The following is a 17,906-nucleotide window of genomic DNA, read 5'->3' on the forward strand; positions in this document are numbered from 1 at the left end:
GTGTCCGCCACCGCCGTCGATCAGGCCGGCCGCCCCGGCCGCCCGCCATCAGTAAGGAGACGACCATGTCCACCGATCCGATTCCCCGCGGTCCCCGCCGCCGGGCCGTCCTCGCCACCTTCGCGCTCGCCGCCGTCGGCGCGCCGCTCGCCCTGAGCCAGCCGTGGGCGAGTGCGGCCACCGCGCCCGGGCGGCGGTCCGTGGGTGACGCTCTCGCTGCACCGCAGTGGCAGCAAGGAGACGTTGCAGCTGCAGGCGGACAGCACCAGCGGCGCCCCGGCTATCGGTACGACCGACCTGTCTCCGCTGCGCAACAAGTGGATCACCGTCGAGCTGACCTTCAAGATCGGGCCGAGCGGCACCGGGCGGTTCCTGGTCCGCAACGGCACCGGCTCCAGCGCCCCGGTCGTGGTCGACGCCAGCCGCTCCGGCCTGAAGATTCCCGACCAGGACGACTACGTGCGGCCGAAGTGGGGGATCTACCGCTCGGTCGAGAGCGCCAAGTCCGACATCATCGACACCCACCTGTTCATTCGGAACTTCAAGGCCTACCGCGGTACGTGAGCTTCGCCGGACGGTCCGAGGGCCTGCCGCAGCCACTCCTCGACGTCGGCGATGTGCACCGTGGCCCGCGCCCGGGCCAGCTCCGGCTCGCGTGCGGCGAGCGCCTGACGGATCGCCTGATGCTGCTCGATCGTGCGCAGCACCGCGTTTTCCTGGGTCAGGCCGCGCCACACGCGGGCGCGCAGCGTCGGCGCGGACAGGCTCTCGATCAGTGAGGCGAGCACCGCGTTGCCCGAGCCGGTCGCGATCCGCCGGTGGAACTCGAGGTCGGCGGCTATCAAGTCGTTGAGACCGTCGACGTCGTCGTGACCGGGGGCGTCCCCGGTCACCGCGATCAGCGCTCCGAGCGACTCGATCTCGCTGTCGCTCATCGCCCGGGCGGCCATCGCGGTGGCCGCGGGCTCCAGGATCCGGCGCACCGCCAGCAGATCGAGCACGCTGTCGTCGCCGTGGAAGTCGAGCAGGAAACCAACCGTCTCCAGCAGTGCCTCGGGCCGCAGGCTGGTCACATAGGTGCCGTCGCCGTGGCGTACGTCGAGCACCCGGATCAGGGAGAGCGCCCGCACCGCCTCGCGCAGCGAACTGCGGGACAGGCCGAGACGTGTCGCCAGGTCGGCCTCCTTGGGGAGCCGATCGCCCGGACGCAGCTCACCGGAGACGATCATGCTCTTGATCCGCTCGATCGCCTCGTCCGTCAACGCCACGACGCCAAGGATAGGGCGGCCTCGGTCGGCGGGCGTCGACGGTTCGGAAGCCCGTCACCGACGGGGAGGGCGCCCCTGTCCGGACGCCCTCCCCTGCGGTGCCGGGCGGCCCCTCAGTCCGTCGGCACCAGGGTGAGGTCGTCGGTGATGAGGACGCGGTCGAGCTTGGCACCGTCCTCGCGGTAGGCGAAGCTGATCGTGTGGGCGCCGGCGGTCAGGCCGGCCAGCACCGTCGCGTCGCTGTCGGTGTCGTCGGTGACGTTCGCCCAGTGCCAGGAGCTCCCGGCCGCGATGTCGTTCCAGTCGGTCCAGGCGCCGTTGTCGAGGCGAACCCAGAACGAGTCGTCCTCGTCGGTCGGTGCGATAACCCGGCCCCAGAGCTTGTACGTGCCGGCGCTGCCGACGGTGAACGGGATGACCGTCGATCCGTTGGAGGGCGCCGACGTCTTGCTGTTGTTGCCGGCGGCGACCGTGACGTAGTGGCCGCCGGACGCGGCCGCGTCGGACTGGACCTGCATCGGCGAGGTCAACATGCCGCTCTCAGCCTCCGCGGTGACCGTCACCGTCGTCGGCGGCGGGGTCGTGCCGCACGAAGCGGTCGAGTTCGACGAGTTGACGGTGGCCGCGGCCCCGGTCGTGGTCTTCGCGTTGGTGACGCAGTAGCCGGTCACCGACTGGAATCCCAGGTCGTACGGGCTCTTGCTGCCCTTCTCGACGGTGAGCCCGTTGAACGTGAGATTGCTGCCCGCGTTGGCGATCACGGCCGGCCGGCCGTCGTCCTTGGCGAAGTCGACCGAGCTGTTCGTGAAGGTGATGTTGTTGGCGTTGTGGATGTACCAGCCGTACGCCGGGCGCGTGCCGAGGCTGTTCGGGTTGTAGTCGCCGTTGTCGCTGGGTACCGAAGTGGACATGGTCCCGTTACCGCCCGGGACGGTGATGTGCACGTTGTTGAAGGTGACGCCGCTGATCCGGTTGCTGCCGGACTGGCCCCACAGGGTCGGACTGAACGACGGGCCGGCGCCGGTGGCGGTGATGTTGTCGTACGTGACGTTGCTGATGTGCCCGACTCCGGGACTGTTGCCGCAGCGTTTACGCGTACCTATCTTTTCCATGATCGGTGAGCGCACGCCCGTCAGGGTGATGTCGCGGTAGTGCACGTCGGAGATGTTCGCGCCGTCCATCGACACCATGCCCAGGCCGGACTTCTGGGCGCCGGTGATCGTGATGTTCTGGAAGTTGTAGTCGCTGAAGTCGCCGCACGTCTCGGAGCCGAACATGAGCGCGTTGCAGCATTGCGCGGACAGATGCGAGCCGGTGACGGTGACGTGTCCGTTGGGAAGCTTCGTGCCGAGGGCGTAGTCGCTCTTGAACACCAGCGCGTCGTCGTTGGCCGCGATGGTGGCGTTGGTGACGGTCACGTCGGAAGCGCTGATGACGTTCCATCCGTCCCGGTCACTCGCGGTGTCGATCCGCAGGCCGTCCGACGTGATGTTGTTGCAGTTGTTGGTGAGGATCGCGAAGTGGCCGCCGCGGCGGAACTGCACGCCGTTGAGCGTCAGCCCGGTGCACCGGGTGAGCGAGAGGATCTTGTCGGCCTCGCCCTTGTCCGGGTTGCCGGTGATGAGGTGGCCGCCGCCGTCGATCGTGCCCGATCCGACGAACCCGATGCCGGTGAGGCGGTCGCCGGAGAACATCGCGTCGTGGAAGTGGCTGTGCCCGTAGTCCTGGTATTGGTCATATGAGTTGGACTCGGCGGCGTCGTAGCCGGTCCCGGACGCACCGCTGATCGTCGAGCCGGAGTCCAGCTGGAAGACGACGTTGCTCTTCAGGTGGATCGTGTTCGCCGACTTGTAGGTGCCGGACGGCACCCGGACGGTGCCGCCGCCGGCGGCCGACGCGGCGTCGACCGCCTTCTGGATCGCCGCGCTGTCGTTGCTGGAGCCGTTTCCGGTGGCTCCGTAGTCGCGGATGTTGAAGGTGCCGGCCGCCGACGCGCTGTTCGCGGCGACGAGGGAGGCACCGAAGGCCAGCGCCGAGACGGCGGCCAGCAACCCTATGAAGCGCCTTCTTCTGGACATGCCCTTCCTTTCCGTGGGGACGGCGTAGCAGAGACATCCGATGTTTTGACGAAATTGACGGTACACATCAGGATGTTTCGATGGAATACTCCAAGAGAGATCCGATGTCTCGAATGGAGGAAGGAACTACAGATGAAGCGACAAATGAGGGCCGTGATCGCGGCGGGCGCGTTGCTGTGCACTCTTGCGGCCGCGACGCCGGCGCACGCGGCGAACCGCGACTGGTCGGTGGAGGTCGTGAGATCCACGGTGGAACGGTTCAAGCCGTCGACCATCGGCGGCTGGAGCTACCCGGTCGGGCTCTATCTGCTCGGCCAGTACGAGGTGTACGAGCGCACCGGCAACCCGGCGTACCTGGCGTTCATCAAGAGCTGGGTCGACCGGTTCGTCGACAGCAAGGGCAACATCGGCCAGAAGTTCGACAACCTGGACAGCATGCTTGCCGGCCGGCTCCTGCTGATCATGTACAGCGAGACCGGGCAGGCGAAGTACAAGACGGCCGCCACGAAGATCCGCAAGCGGCTCGACACCTATCCGCGGACCAGCGACGGCGGCTTCTGGCACGCAGATACCGACAGCCGGGCCTGGCAGCTCTGGTCCGACGGCACGTTCATGCTGCTGCCGTTCCTCGCCGAATACGGCAGGACCGTCGGCGACAGCACGTACGCCTGGGACGAGGCGACCAAGCAACTGGTCATCTACGCCGGCCATCTGCAGCAGCCGAACGGGCTGTTGAAGCACGCGTACGACGAGAAGCACGCGCAGAGCTGGGCCGACCCGAAGACCGGGCTGGCGCCGGAGTATTGGTGCCGCGCGATCGGCTGGTTCGGCATGGCCGCCGAGCAGGTCCTCGACGTCATCCCGGCCGACCACCCGCGCCGGGCCGCCATCGTCGCCATCCTGGCGAACCTGGTGCGCGGCGAGGCGGCCTACCAGGATCCTAAGACCGGGCGCTGGTTCCAGGTGGTCGACAAGGGCAGCCGCCCGGACAACTGGACCGAGACGTCGTGCTCCAGCATGTTCACCTACACCATCGACGTCGCGGTCGCCCGGGGCTACGTGCCGGCCGGCTATCAGGCCAACGCCGACCGCGGCTACCAGGGCGTTCTGGCCGAGCTGTCGATCGGCTCGGACGGGCGCACCAACCTCGCGAACATCTCGATCGGGACCAACGTCGGCTCGTACAGCTACTACATCGGCCGGACCAGGGCGACGAACGATTTCCATGGCCTGGGCGCCTTCCTCCTCATGAACGAGCAGTACGCCTGACCTCGAACACGACTGCCTGCGCGGGGTCCAGGAAGGGTGCGGTGAGCCCGACCGTCGCCAGCACGGAACCGGTTACCTCGATCGGCCCGGCGAGCCATGGCGCCCGCCGGGCCAGATCGGGCCGCGGCAAGCTCAGCTCCGGGCAGACGGCGACGGCATAGAGGGCGTCCGGGTCGAGGCCGGGCAGCCGCAGCCGCGGCGGCGCGGCCGCGACGCTCACTCCCATCTGGGCGTACGCGAAGACGCCGTGCCGCCGATTGTGCGCCACCACGCCGTGCAGCCAGGCGTGCGGATCCGGGTGGTCCGCGGTGACCCGGCGCCCGGTGTGCAGGAGCGGCCGGAGTCGTTTGTAGAGCGCGATCCACGCGGCCAGGGCGTCCAGCTCGGCCGGCGAGCAGGTGGTGATGTCCCACTCGATCCCGGCGTGCGCGAACAGCGCGGTGGCCAGCCGGAACGGCAGGTCGGCGGTGCGGCCGGTGACGTGCGCGCGGGGGGCGCCCACATGGCTGCCCATCAGCTCCGGCGGCAGCAGCAGCCCGGTCCACCGCTGGATGGCCTGCCGCTGCAGCGCGTCGTTGGTGTCCGAGGTCCACACCCGGTCGGCGCGCTCGAGGATGCCGTAGTCGACCCGGCCGCCACCGCCGGCGCACGACTCGATCTCCAGCGCCGGATGCCGCGCCCTCAGCTCGTCGAGCAGCCGATAGACGGCGCGGGTCTGCTCGTGCACCCCGGCGTGTCCATCGTGGACGGCCTCGAGCAGGTCCCGGTTGTGATCCCACTTCAGATAGGCCAGGTCGTACTCGTCGACGAGCCGGTCGAGATGGTGCAGCAGATAGGCGTACGCCTCCGGATGCGCGAGGTCGAGCACCAGCTGTTCGCGTTCCAGCGGGGGCAGCCGGCCCGGGGCGGCCAGGATCCAGTCGGGGTGCTCGCGGGCCAGGTCGGAATCCGGGCTCACCATTTCCGGCTCGACCCACAACCCCATCGCCAGGCCGAGGTCCCGGACCTGCTTGACCAGCGGGTGCAGACCGTCCGGCCAGACGTCGCGGTCGACGGTCCAGTCGCCGAGGCCCTTCATGTCGTCGCGCCGCCCCCGGAACCAGCCGTCGTCGAGGACGAACAGCTCGGCCCCGATCGACCCGGCCCGCTCCGCGAGCTCGCCCAGCTTGGCGAGGTCGTGGTCGAAGTAGACGGCCTCCCAGGTGTTCAGGATGACCCGCCGGGGCGTACGCGGATGGATGTCCCGGGCCCGAAGCCGCTCGTGCAGGCGCGCCGCGAGCCCGTCCAGCCCCTGGTCGGACCAGGCGAAGAAGACCCACGGGCTGCGGTAGGCCTCGCCCGGGGCGAGCCGGACCTCGCCCGGCGCGAGCAGCTCCCCGCCGGCCAGGACCGGTGCCGCCTCGGGCAGGTTCTCCAGCCAGTGCGCGTGGTCGCCGCTCCAACCGGTGTGCGCGGCCCACACCTCGCCGTCGCCGAAGCCGAACCCGGTGGTGCCGACGATGAGCAGCCCGGTCGCGTCGTGACCGGTCTTGCCGCGCCGCGACTCGCGCAGCGTGAGGCCGTGGCGCAGCGGGCCGCGCTGCGGGCTGCGCTCGGCGGCCCACCGGCCGGTGAAATCGAGCAGCTCGGTGATCGGGCCGCCGACCGGCAGCTGGCAGGAGACCGCGTCCACGGTGTAGACGTCGGCGCCCTCGTTGCGGACCTTGGTCGCCATCCGCACCACGCCCGTGGACTCCATGACGATGTGGACGGTCACCGCGACACCGGCCGCCTCGTCGTGCGCCTGGATCCGCAACGCACCGTCGGTCAGCGACCGCTCGTCGACCTCGAAGCGCAGGTGCGGCCAGGTGCCGGCCCGGTGCCCGAGGAGCGCGGGCCGGCCGTGCCAGCCCTGGGCCTGGGCCTGGAGGATCGTGCAGAGGACGCGCGACTCGAGCGACGGGGCGACGGCGTCGCTCAGCCCGGTCAGGGGCCCCGGATCGGCGCCCCAGTGCACGACCCGCGGCAGTCCCGGCCCGCCGACGTCCAGGATCAGCGCGCATCCCGCGGCGGACAGGACGAGCATACGGGGCGCTTCGGCCATGAGGAATCCTGTCTAGAGAGCGGTGGCGCGCGGTGGCGCCGTCGAGTTGCGCACGACCAGTTCGGTGGGCAGCCGCAACGGTTCCGGCGCGCGGCCGGTCTTGCCGGGACCGCCGCCGACGAACTCCAGCAGCGCCTTCACCGCACCGCCGCCCATCGCGTCGGTGTCCTGCCGCACGGTGGTCAGCGACGGCAGCGCGTACGCCGCCAGGTCGATGTCGTCGAATCCGGTGACCGAGACGTCCTGCGGGACGCGCAGACCGTGCTCGTGCAGGGCACGGAGCACGCCGATGGCCATCATGTCGCTCTCGGCGACGACGGCGGTCAGATCGGGCCGGGCGTCGAGCAGGTCGTTGGCCGCCTGATAGGCCCCCTCGGTGGACCAGTCCGAGCGGCGGTGCAGCCCCGGGTCCTCGGAGATCTCGGCCGCGGCGAGGGCGGCGCGGATGCCGCGGAGCCGCTCACCGCCGGACGGGTCGGTCTCGGTGCCGGTGATGCGGGCGATCCGCCGGTGCCCGAGCTCGATCAGGTGTCGCGTCACCGCCTGGGCGCCCTCGTGGTTCTCGGAGGTGACCCAGGTGGCGCACGGACCGGCCGCCACCGCGTCGATGAACACGGTCGGCAGCCGCGCCTCGAGCAGCGCCAGGATGCGTACGTCGTCGGGCGGGCAGGCCACCATGATGGTGCCCGCCACCCGGCGCGCCCGCAGCCTGCGCACGTAGTCCTGGCTGCCGGTCTCGGCCTCGTGCGGCCGGGTCGGCAGCAGCAGGTCGTAGCCCGCGGCCGCGGCGCCGGCCTCGATGCTGCGCAGCACGTTCAGATAGAAGTAGTGCTTCGGCTTGGTCAACTGGGACAGCGCCCACATGTCGTCGGCGAAGAAGCTGATCGCGATCGTCCGCGACGGTCCACCGGACAGCGACTGCGCGGCCACGTCGGGCACGTAGCCCAGGACGGCCGCGGCCGCCTCGACCCGCCGCCGGGTCTCGTCTTTGACCTTCGCGTTGCCCGACAGGGTGCGCGACACCGTGGCGCGTGAGACGCCGGCCAGACGTGCCACCTCATCGCTCGTTGCCAAGATCCACCTTCTCATCAAGCTCACTATGAACGCGCGTACAAGAACCGAGAGCCATCATTCAGGTTCGGCCCTCCGCCTGTCAACGAGGCTAATAGGAAGGCTTTCTGTCGATCTCTTGACCGTGGTTCGGCGACGGGAGTACGTTCGCCAGCACACCGAATGTACGCGCGTTCACGATCTCGAGAAATCCACGCCAATCGATCAGAGGGCGCCTCTTATGACCACGCTTTCCAGACGCGGCCTGCTCGCCGCCGGCGGCGCTGTCGTCGTCGCGGCGGCGACCAGCGCGTGCAGCGTCAAAGAACCGTCCAGCTCGTCCGGCCAGAAGGCGATCACGTTTCTCACGTTCGAGACCCCGAACCTGACGCCCGCCTATTGGGACGCGGCGATCAAACGGGTCACCGGCAAGAACCCGGACATCAAGGTTCAGAAGCTGGTGTCGCCCACCGCCGACGGCCGCACCGACTATGCCAAGCAGCTGCTCACCTCGGGCCAGTTCCCGGATGTGATGATCGCGGTCTCGCCGGCCGGGTTCGCCGAGGCCGGCGCGCTTTACGCGTGGTCGCCCGCCGAGCTCAAGGACTTCGTCTACCCGACCGCCAACCCGATCAAGGGCAAGTACTACCAGCTGCCGGCGAACACGCAGACGATCCCGCCGGTCTACTACAACAAGCCGATGTTCGCCGAGGCGGGCATCACCACCACACCGACCACCTGGGCCCAGCTGCTGACCGCCGCCGCGGCGCTGAAAGCCAAGGGCCGCACGCCGTTCGTGGTCGGCGGGGGCAAGGACGCGTTCGCCTCCGCGATGATCCTCGACGGCATCGTCAGCGTCGACATCTACGGCACCACGCCCGACTGGATGACCAGGCGGCGGGCCGGGACGGTGAAGTTCTCCGACGCCGACTTCACCGCGGCGCTGGCCAAGTTCGCCGATCTCGCGGCCAAGGGCTACCTCAAGGCCTCCGACGTGTCCCGCGACTATGCCGCGACCGAGCAGGCGTTCCTGGACGGCAAGGGCGCCATGTACCCGATGGGCAACTGGTTCGCCGCCAACGCCGACGGGAAGTCGCATTCGTTCGAGATCGGCGTGTTCAACCTGCCCAGTGCCGACGGCCGCACCGTGGTCCCGGCGTACACCGGCGGAGGCATGATCGTCAGCGCCAAGGCGGCCAATCTGGACACGGCGAAGCGGTTCGCGCTGGCGTTCCAGGTCGACAAGACCCAGCTGGACGCGTCGGTGAAGGCCGACGGCCTGATCCCGGCCATCAAGGGCTACACGCCGCCGTCCACGGTCGGCCCGGTCTATCGGGCCGGCTACGACCTCTATCAGCAGGCGGTGACGAAGAACGAGGTCGTCCACGCGTTCCGCTGGGAGACGGCCGACGACGGGCTGCTGCCGGGGATGACCGACAAGGTCGACGCCGCCGCGCAGGACCTCATCACCGGCCGCAAGAACCCGGCGCAGGCCGGCGCATATCTGGACGCCGAGTGGGCGAAGGCGGGCGGCTGAGCGATGTCGGCCGTTCGCACCCCCGAGGCGCGTCCGCTCCGCGTACGGACGCCGGCGGCGCCACGCCGCCGGCAGCGCCGGGGCAGGCTCCGGCATTTCGGCCTGTTCGCGGCGCCCGGCGTGACGGTCTACCTCTGTTTTGTGGTGGCGCCGATCGCGGTGAGCTTCGGTTACAGCCTGACCAACGCCAATCCGTTCAACCCGCCCACCCGATTCACCGGCCTGCACAACTATGACCAACTGCTGCACGACCCGGAGTTCTGGACGGCCCTGCGCGTCACGACGGTCCTGACCCTGATCGTGACCATCGTGCCCAACGTGGCCGGGCTCGGGATCGCGCTGCTCCTCGACCGGCGCGGCAAGTTCTACAACGCGCTTCGCAGCGTCTTCTTCACCCCGGTGATCCTCAGTTCGGTGGTGGTCAGCATCGTCTGGTCGCGCCTGCTCGACGCGGGCGGGCCGGTGAACGAGGCGCTGCGCGCGCTTGGCCGGCACGATCCGCCCGGCTGGCTGTCCGACCCGGCGTACGCGCTGTATGCGGTGGCGTCGATCATCTCCTGGCAGATGCTCGGGTTCTGCGTCGTCGTCTATCTCGCCGGCCTGCAGGGCATCCCGCAGGAGCTGATGGAGGCGGCGGAGCTCGACCGGGCGGGCCCGGTACGCCGGTTCCGGCACGTGGTCTGGCCGCTGCTCGCCCCGGCGCTGACGGTGAACACGGTGGTGCTGCTCATCTCGGCGTTCAAGACTTACGACTACATCAAGGTGATCACGAACGGCGGGCCCGGCGCCGGCACGACCGCCACGATCGCGTTCGACGTGCTGCAGACCGGATTCGACGCCAACCACGTCGGCTACGCCTCGGCGATGGCGATGGCGATGCTGGTCATCGTCGCGGCCGCGACCGCCGTGGCGCTGCGGATCCTGCGGGCGCGGGAGGTGAACCTGTGACCGGCCGATTCGCCTGGGTCCGCCCCCTCGTCGCCACCTGCCTGTGCGCGGTGTTCTTCGTCCCGCTCTATCTGGTGCTGACCAACACCTTCAAACCGGGTGACCGGATCTCCGGTTCGCCGGCATCGCTGCCCTGGCCGCCGACGCTGCACAACATCGAGGCGGTGCTGACCCGTCCGGACCGGTTGTTCTGGGTCTCGCTCGCCAACAGCGTGCTCATCACCTCGGTCTCCGTCGTGGCGCTGACCGTGCTGTCGGCGATGCTCGGACACTATCTGGCCCGTTCGCGGTCGCAGTGGGCCCGGGTGCTGACGCTGGTCCTGCTCGCCGGCTTGATGATTCCCCCGCAGGTGATCCTCATCCCGATCTCCGATGTGCTGCGCGCCGGCCACCTGATGGGCACGATCCAGGGCCTGGTGTTGTTCAACGTCGGTTACTACGTGCCGTTCGGCGTGTTCGTGTTCTCCGGTTTCATCCGAACCGTGCCGCTGGAGCTGGAAGAAGCGGCCACCGTGGACGGAGCGAGCCCGGCCAAGGTCTTCTGGCGGATCGTCTTCCCGTTGCTGCGACCGGCCAGCGCCAGCGTCATGATCTTCCTTGGGGTCTGGATCTGGAACGACTTCATCGACCCCCTGATCATCCTGGGCCCGGGCCGCGGCACGACGGTCACCACCGGTGTCTACCGGGCGGTCGGGCAATACCAGTCGGACTTCGGTTCCGTGTTCGCGCTCATGTTCCTCGCAACGCTGCCCGTGCTCGCCTTCTATCTCGCATTGCAGCGGCATTTCGTCAAAGGACTCACCGGCGGCGCCACCAAAGGCTAGGAGAAGCCATGAAACGTTTACCTTGGATCAGGGCTGCCCAGACGGTGACGCTGACGGCGACGACCGTTCTCGCCGTCGGACAAGCGAACCCGGCAACCGCCTCGGACAACGGACTGTCGATCCGGCCGGCGATGGGGTGGAGCAGCTGGAGCTTCGTCCGGCGTACCCCGACCGAGGCCGCCATCAAGGCGCAGGCCGACGCCCTGAGAAGTAGCGGCATCGCCGCACACGGCTTCGTCTACGTGAACCTCGACGACTTCTGGATGAAGTGCGACAGCAACGGCCCGGTCGTCGACGGCAACGGCCGGTGGGTGGTGGACACCGCCAAGTTCCCCGACGGGATGAAGGCACTCGCCGACTACGTGCACGCCGACGGCCTGAAGTTCGGCCTCTATGTCACCCCCGGCATCGCCCAGAACGCGGTCACCAAGAACACGCCGATCGCGGGCACCTCGCACCACGCGACCGACATCGCGGTCACCTCGACAAGCGAGAAGAACTACAACTGCAAGCACATGTACGGCATCGACTACAGCAAGGCGGGCGCGCAGGAGTTCGTCGACTCGTGGGCCGCGCAGTTCGCCTCCTGGGGCGTCGACTATCTCAAGATCGACGGTGTGGGCAGCTCGGACATCCCCGACGTGAAGGCCTGGGCGAGCGCCCTGCGCGCCTCCGGCCGGCCGATCAACTACGCGCTGTCCAACAACCTCGCGATCGCCGACGCGGCCACCTGGAAGCAGTACGCGAACAGCTGGCGCACCCAGGGCGATGTCGAGTGCTACTGCGGCCCTGGCGCCAACGGCAGCGGCTACCCGATCACGGACTGGCCACACGTCAGCGCGCGGTTCGCCACGGCGGCGTCCTGGCAGCCGTACGCGGGCCCGGGCGGCTGGAACGACCTCGACTCCCTCGAGGTCGGCAACGGCGACCAGATCGGGCTCACCGCCGACCAGCGCCGCAGCCAGTTCACCCTCTGGTCGATGGCCGCCTCGCCGCTGCTGCTCGGTACCGACCTGACCCATCTGGACAGCACCGACAAGGCCATGCTGACCAACGACCGGCTGATCGGCGTGGACCAGGACGGCGTCGCCGCCAAGCGGATCGTCAACAGCGGCAACAACCAGGTGTTCAGCAAGCGCGAGGCCGACGGCTCCTACGTCGTGGCCCTGTTCAACACTGCGACCACCGGCTCGTCGACCGTCTCGGTGAGCTGGTCGCAGGTCGGCTTCACCGGTTCGGCCGCCGTCACCGACCTCTGGTCCGGATCGAGCCAGGGCACGGTCAGCGGCTCCTACAGCGCCACCTTGCGCCCGGGTGAGACCCGGCTGATCCGCGCGGTGCCGGCCGGCGGCGGCGGGGTCACCGTCGAGGCCGAGGCGTCCGGCAACACGCTCGCCGGTGCGGCCGCGACCGCAGCCTGCTCGACCTGCTCCGGCGGGGCGAAGGTGCGGTTCATCGGCAACGGCGCCGCCAACTACGAAACCATCAACAACGTCACGGCCGGCGCCGCCGGCAACCACCAGCTCACCATCACGTACGAGGTGGACGGCACTCGCACCTTCTACGTCAGCGTCAACGGCGGCACCCCTGTCCAGGTGCCGGTGACGGGCACGAGCTGGTCCGCGCCCGCTCACGCCACGGTGACCGTGGCCCTGGCCGCCGGCACCAACAGCCTGACCTTCTCCAACCCCTCCGCGTACGCACCGGATCTGGACCAGATCTCGGTCAGCTAGTGCTCTCGAAAGGGGTACCCCCGTGCCATTCTCCAAGCCCGTCCGCCGGTGGCCCGGCGTGGCCTTCCTGGCGCTGGTCGCGCTGCTCGCGACGATGTTCGTCGCCACCCGCCCCGCTCGCGCCGATCTGACCAATCCGCGGCAGGATTTCCTGCGCGCGTCCACCAGCGGCCTGTTCCTGCACTGGGGCATGCTCACCTCGCCCGGCTACACCAGCTGCTCGGCCTGGGAAAGTGCGATCACCAGCGGCGGCTGGAACGCCGGCTACTGGGTGAGCGAGGCCCAGAAGCTGCACGCCAGTTACATCACGCTGGCCACCTTCCACAGCAAGCTCGGTTATGGCCGGGCCTGGCCGTCGAGCATCCCCGGAACGTGCAGCACCAAGCGCGATTTCCTGGGGGAGCTGATCACCGCGGCGCACGCGGCCGGCCTCCGGGTGATCCTCTACATGACCAACGACGCGCAGTGGCACGACCTGAACGACCACGAGTGGATGGATTCCGCCGCCTACTCCGCCTACAAAGGACATACGGTCGACCTGGACACCCCGGATGGCTTCGGCGAATACAGCTACGACAACTTCTTCGACGTGATGGAGAGCCACCCGTCGCTCGACGGATTCTGGGTCGACAACGACAACCAGTACTGGCTCGACCACAACCTCTACGCGCAGATCTACCAGCTGCACCCGAACATGACGATCAGCAACAACAATGAAGACACGCCCATCATGGACATGATCAGCAACGAGCAGAAGACCGGCATGACACCGGCGTACGACATGCCGCAGGCCTATTACACTGCTCAGCCGCGGCTGACCGAGGCGGACTACAAGCTGCCGTCCTCCGGCGCGTGGTGGTACGACGGCTCGAACTCTTCGGTCGACTATGCCCTGAACATCGGGCGGTACATCGCCAACGCCGGTTCGTCGGTGAAGTCGCTGATGGCCGAGACCGCTCAAGTGAACGGCAAGTTCCCGTCCAACCAGGTCGACTTCAACAACTTCATGAAGTCGTATCTGCCCCCGATCTGGGAGTCCATCGGCGGCGACGAGGGCGGCGGCTTCATGTACGGCGGCCTGCCGGGTGGCAACTTCGGAAACGGCGCCTACGGCTACACGACCATCAACAAGACCAATCCGAACCTGCAGTACGTGCACGTCGTCACCAAGCCCACCTCGGGCAGCTCGGTGAAGCTGCGCGACAGCGGTTACGTGGTGTCCCAGGTGACGAACCTGCGCACCGGCGCGCCGGTCAGCTTCAGCCAGGGCAGCGGATTGCTCACGATCAGCGGCGTCTCGAGCTGGGACCAGTACGACACCGTGTTCAAGGTGACCATGTCCGGTCGGACCGGAATCGCCACCGGGGTGAAGGCGACCGCGACATCGTCGGCGAGCGGGCACGCGGCGGCCAACCTGGTCGACGGGTCCTACCTGAACTACTGGGACAGCGACAAGACGACCCCGGTGTCGATCACGCTCGACCAGGGCTCGGCGCGCGACGTCGCCTACCTGGCCGTGAACCAGCGCGAGGACACGATCACGCAGACCGCGAGCTCGTCCGCCCGGATCCAGAACTACAAGGTCCTGACGAGCAGCGACAACAAGACATTCACCAGCGTCAAGTCCGGCACGCTGCCCAACGCTCGCGGCGCCCAGTTCATCGGCGTGGGCAAGTCGGCCCGGTACATCCGGCTGGAGGTGGACAGCACCTACGCGTCGTCCAAGCAGTTGCGCATCGACGAGATGTGGCTCGGCTCGGCGTATGCGGGCGGCGGCAGCACCACACCGCCGGCCGCCACCGTCGAGGCCGAGGCGTCCGGCAACACCCTCTCCGGCGCGGCCGCCGTCACCTCGTGCCCGACCTGTTCGGGGGGCGCCAAGGTGCGGTTCATCGGCAACAACGGCAGCAACTACGCGATCGTCAACAACCTCGCTGCCGGCTCGGCCGGCAACCACCAGCTGACCATCACGTACGAGGTGAGCGGCACCCGTACGTTCGATCTGAGCGTCAACGGGGCCGCCGCCATCGCGGTCAACTGCACCGGCACCGACTTCAATACCCCGGCCACGACCACCGTCACGGTGCCGCTGGTCGCCGGCAGCAACAGCATCAAGTTCTCCAACACCAGCGCGTACGCCCCCGACCTGGACGCCGTCACGGTCCGGTGAGAGGAGACACGATGAGACTCAAAACGCTGCTGACCGGCGCCACAGCGGCCGTCCTCATGGTGCTCGCCGGTGCCGTCGCCGAGGCCGCCGTCAGCGATACGTTGCTGTCGCTGAACAAACCCGCCACCGCGTCGTCGTCGGGTGGCTGTTGCGGACCCGCGAACGTGGACGACGGCGACACCTCGACCCGGTGGGCCAGCGGCTCGAACATCGACCCGTCCTGGATCTATCTCGACCTCGGCGCCACCTACGCCGTGCACCGCGTGCAGCTGACCTGGGACGCGTCCTGCGCAACCGCCTACCAGGTGCAGACGTCGCCCGACCACCTCACCTGGACCACGATCTACGCCACGACGGCGGGCAACGGCGGCGTGGAGAACCACACCGGCCTCTCCGGCACCGGCCGCTACGTGCGGATGAACGGCACGAAACGCTGCCGCTCGGACTCCTCACATGGCTACTCGCTGCAGGAGTTCGCCGTCTACGGCGTGGGCGGCGACACCAGCCCACCCGGCGTGCCCGGCACCCCCACGCTGGTCAGCGACACGGCCACCAGCGCCACCGTCGCCTGGACGGCCGCTACCGACAATGTCGGCGTCGCCGGCTACGACATCTACCACGACGGTCAGTTGTGTGCGAGCGTCGACGAGGCCACCCTCACCGGCACCTGCACCGGGCTCGGCCCCAAAACTACGTACGGGTTCTACATCAACGCCCGCGACGCCGCCGGCAACGTGTCCCAGCCGAGCGGCACGCTGTCGGTGACGACGCCCGGCTCCGACGACCACACCGCGCCGAGCGTGCCCGGCAGCGTGCATACGACGTCGGTCACCAGCACCAGCATCGCGCTCGCGTGGACCGCGTCGACCGACGACACCGGCGTGACCGGCTACACCGTCTACGACGTCTCGACCTCGCCGCGTACGAAGATCGGCTCGTCCAGCGGCAGCGCGCCCAACGCCTCGCTCGGCGCGCTTACCCCCAACCACACCTACAAGCTGGTCGTCACCGCGTCCGACGCCAACAAGAACGAGAGTGGCCCGAGCACCGAACTGGACGTCACCACCCCCGGCGGTGGCTGCACCCAGCCGATCTGCACGGTGACCCAGGTCGGCACCGACGACGACGTGGTGTGGGGCCTGGTGACCCTCCCGGACGGCACGATCCTGTTCAACGAGCGGGATTCGCATTCGATCGTCCACCTCAACCCCAAGACCGGGGCCAAGAAGACCATCGGCTCGGTGCCGAACACCCAAAGCACCGACGGCGAGGGCGGCCTCACCGGGCTGGAGGTCAACCCGGTCAGCTACTCCAGCGACCACTGGCTCTACGTCATGCACACCTCGCCGACCGACAACCGGATCGTACGGATCAAGTACGACGCGGCGGCCGACTCGCTGACCACGAGCACCGAGCAGGTGCTGCTGACCGGCATCGCGCGCAACAAATACCACAACGGCGGCCGGCTGCGGTTCAGCCCGGACGGCAAGTATCTCTTCGCCGGCACCGGCGACGCCCAGAACGGAGACAACGCACAGAACACGAAGAGCCTCAACGGCAAGGTGCTGCGCATCAACCCGGACGGCACCATCCCGTCGGACAACCCGTTCGGCAACGCGGTCTGGAGCTATGGGCACCGCAACGTGCAGGGGCTAGCGTTCGACTCCCAGGGCCGGCTGTGGGAGCAGGAGTTCGGCAACAGCGTCATGGACGAGACCAACCTGATCACCAAGGGCGGCAATTACGGCTGGCCGTCCTGCGAGGGCACCAGCGGCACGTGCGGCACCAGCGGGTTCATCGCGCCCAAGCACACGTATCCGGTGGCGCAGGGCTCGTGCAGCGGCATTGCCGTGATCCGAGACCTGCTCTACGTCGCCTGCCAGCGCGGCACCCGCCTCTACCGAGAAGTGATCAGCGGCAGCAGTTTGAGCAACGTGCAGATCTTCTTCAACGGCACGTACGGCCGGCTCCGCACCGCCGAACCGTCCCCGGACGGCGGCATGTGGCTGGCCACCTCCAACGACGGCGACAAGGACAGCACGCCGCACAACAGCAACAACGTCATCCTCCACGTGAGCCTGGGCTCAGGCTCGTAGATCGCCGGCCGCCCCGTGCCGCAAGGGCGCAGGGCGGCCCGCCGTCGGCGGAGATTCGGCGCAGCAGTGCCAGGAGGAGCCGCTGGCGGGCCGGTCCCGGGTCGACCCCGAGCCGCTCGGCCAGCCTGTACCGTGCCAGAACTCGTCGCACACAGGGTGAGCTGGGATTTCCCAGTCTGGTAACGCTCATGCGGCCAGCGACCGGCCGTGTATCGCGATGTTTGGGTCGTACCGCGTTCCGTCACCCGGGCGCCGATCTAGGTTTTGTGCCAGTTTCGGATGTCGACATAAACCTGGATGCGCTCGCGACGCACGCGAGATCAGCCAGTTGGCGGCGAGTCGACGCCACCCGACACGCGGTAGGCGCTGCCGTCGGGTTCTGCGACGCGACATGACGCTGGTGCAGGCGGCCTCTCCCGCGCTTGTGCCCCAGAGCGGACGTCCGGCTCGGATGATCACCGCTGTGCCGGGGGAACTGTCTCGTTCGCGCGGAACCAGCGCTTTCCTCGTTAAAAGGTCCCGGAGGCTTGGACCAAGCCGGTGGGCGACTTTTGCCGCTGCAGATCTACCGCAGCGAGGTGAAGTCGATCCCGTCATCGGTCTGTACTCGAAGCGGATTCCGTTTAGACAGTTCGGGCAGCCCGAAGTCGGGTGGGCAGATCTCGTTGCTGCCGTGGTGCTTGCGGGGTCACTCTCCGGAAGGCCGGCCACGGCTGCGGCAGGTGGGGTAGGTCCGGACAGAAGGCACCAGCACTCAGGCAGCTGTTTCGGCGCCGTGCCGTCTCGGCGACACCGACACCGACGTCGCCGTGACCGCCAGCATCGGCATCGCGCTGGGCGCCGACGGCTA

Annotated in this window: 12 protein-coding genes; 8 read left to right on the plus strand and 4 right to left on the minus strand. The window is 68.5% G+C overall.

What is annotated here, in order from left to right:
- The first annotated feature begins 204 nt into the window (after positions 1–204).
- Positions 205–564, plus strand: a complete 360-nt coding sequence (locus AB0M88_RS36710; protein ID WP_364110435.1) for a hypothetical protein — start codon at positions 205–207, stop codon at positions 562–564.
- Here the strand turns inward: AB0M88_RS36710 and AB0M88_RS36715 are convergent.
- Positions 549–1,268, minus strand: coding sequence for a FadR/GntR family transcriptional regulator (locus tag AB0M88_RS36715; protein ID WP_364110436.1), 720 nt, complete (start codon positions 1,266–1,268; stop codon positions 549–551). The genes AB0M88_RS36710 and AB0M88_RS36715 overlap by 16 nt on opposite strands.
- 113 nt (positions 1,269–1,381) lie before the next feature.
- Complete coding sequence (locus AB0M88_RS36720; RefSeq protein ID WP_364110437.1) at positions 1,382–3,346, minus strand: glycosyl hydrolase family 28 protein; 1,965 nt, start codon at positions 3,344–3,346, stop codon at positions 1,382–1,384.
- A 144-nt stretch (positions 3,347–3,490) separates the two neighbouring features.
- On the opposite strand from AB0M88_RS36720, the gene AB0M88_RS36725 reads away from it, so the two are divergent.
- Entirely contained in the window at positions 3,491–4,615 is a 1,125-nt protein-coding gene (locus AB0M88_RS36725; RefSeq protein WP_364110438.1) for a glycoside hydrolase family 88 protein, read from the plus strand.
- Here the strand turns inward: AB0M88_RS36725 and AB0M88_RS36730 are convergent.
- Together AB0M88_RS36730 and AB0M88_RS36735 are read right to left on the minus strand one after the other, a co-directional pair.
- Positions 4,593–6,698 (minus strand): alpha-galactosidase, encoded by a 2,106-nt coding sequence (locus AB0M88_RS36730; protein WP_364110439.1) that lies wholly within the window; start codon positions 6,696–6,698, stop codon positions 4,593–4,595. The genes AB0M88_RS36725 and AB0M88_RS36730 overlap by 23 nt on opposite strands.
- A 12-nt stretch (positions 6,699–6,710) precedes the next feature.
- Positions 6,711–7,772: a LacI family DNA-binding transcriptional regulator gene (locus tag AB0M88_RS36735; protein WP_364110440.1), complete on the minus strand. Its 1,062-nt coding sequence runs from the start codon at positions 7,770–7,772 to the stop codon at positions 6,711–6,713.
- Positions 7,773–7,989: 217 nt separating this feature from the next.
- On the opposite strand from AB0M88_RS36735, the gene AB0M88_RS36740 reads away from it, so the two are divergent.
- From AB0M88_RS36740 to AB0M88_RS36765, 6 genes are read left to right on the plus strand one after another with little or no spacing between them, the layout of a single operon-like run.
- The gene (locus tag AB0M88_RS36740; protein WP_364110441.1) at positions 7,990–9,285 is read left to right on the plus strand and encodes an extracellular solute-binding protein; all 1,296 of its coding nucleotides are present in this window, start codon (positions 7,990–7,992) and stop codon (positions 9,283–9,285) included.
- Positions 9,286–9,288: 3 nt separating this feature from the next.
- Positions 9,289–10,233 carry a sugar ABC transporter permease gene (locus AB0M88_RS36745; protein ID WP_364110442.1) on the plus strand — a complete coding sequence of 315 codons (945 nt, stop codon included), beginning with the start codon at positions 9,289–9,291 and terminating at the stop codon, positions 10,231–10,233.
- Complete coding sequence (locus AB0M88_RS36750; protein WP_364110443.1) at positions 10,230–11,057, plus strand: carbohydrate ABC transporter permease; 828 nt, start codon at positions 10,230–10,232, stop codon at positions 11,055–11,057. Before AB0M88_RS36745 ends, AB0M88_RS36750 begins: the two co-directional genes overlap by 4 nt.
- 8 nt (positions 11,058–11,065) lie before the next feature.
- Positions 11,066–12,790, plus strand: a complete 1,725-nt coding sequence (locus tag AB0M88_RS36755) for an alpha-galactosidase (RefSeq protein WP_364110444.1) — start codon at positions 11,066–11,068, stop codon at positions 12,788–12,790.
- Between the two features lie 22 nt (positions 12,791–12,812).
- Complete coding sequence (locus AB0M88_RS36760; RefSeq protein WP_364110445.1) at positions 12,813–14,960, plus strand: discoidin domain-containing protein; 2,148 nt, start codon at positions 12,813–12,815, stop codon at positions 14,958–14,960.
- Between the two features lie 11 nt (positions 14,961–14,971).
- Positions 14,972–17,056 carry a PQQ-dependent sugar dehydrogenase gene (locus tag AB0M88_RS36765; RefSeq protein WP_364110446.1) on the plus strand — a complete coding sequence of 695 codons (2,085 nt, stop codon included), beginning with the start codon at positions 14,972–14,974 and terminating at the stop codon, positions 17,054–17,056.
- Positions 17,057–17,906: the final 850 nt, after the last annotated feature.

It is taken from the genome of Actinoplanes sp. NPDC051411, assembly GCF_040682075.1.
Classification (GTDB): Bacteria; Actinomycetota; Actinomycetes; order Mycobacteriales; family Micromonosporaceae; genus Actinoplanes.

Bases quoted from the DNA above. Each gene is read 5' to 3' on its own strand.
- AB0M88_RS36725 (WP_364110438.1), top strand. From the start codon at position 3,491: ATGAGGGCCGTGATCGCGGCGGGCGCGTTGCTGTGCACTCTTGCGGCC.
- AB0M88_RS36730 (WP_364110439.1), bottom strand. From the start codon at position 6,698: ATGGCCGAAGCGCCCCGTATGCTCGTCCTGTCCGCCGCGGGATGCGCG.
- AB0M88_RS36745 (WP_364110442.1), top strand. From the start codon at position 9,289: ATGTCGGCCGTTCGCACCCCCGAGGCGCGTCCGCTCCGCGTACGGACG.
- AB0M88_RS36740 (WP_364110441.1), top strand. From the start codon at position 7,990: ATGACCACGCTTTCCAGACGCGGCCTGCTCGCCGCCGGCGGCGCTGTC.
- AB0M88_RS36765 (WP_364110446.1), top strand. From the start codon at position 14,972: ATGAGACTCAAAACGCTGCTGACCGGCGCCACAGCGGCCGTCCTCATG.
- AB0M88_RS36720 (WP_364110437.1), bottom strand. From the start codon at position 3,346: ATGTCCAGAAGAAGGCGCTTCATAGGGTTGCTGGCCGCCGTCTCGGCG.
- AB0M88_RS36755 (WP_364110444.1), top strand. From the start codon at position 11,066: ATGAAACGTTTACCTTGGATCAGGGCTGCCCAGACGGTGACGCTGACG.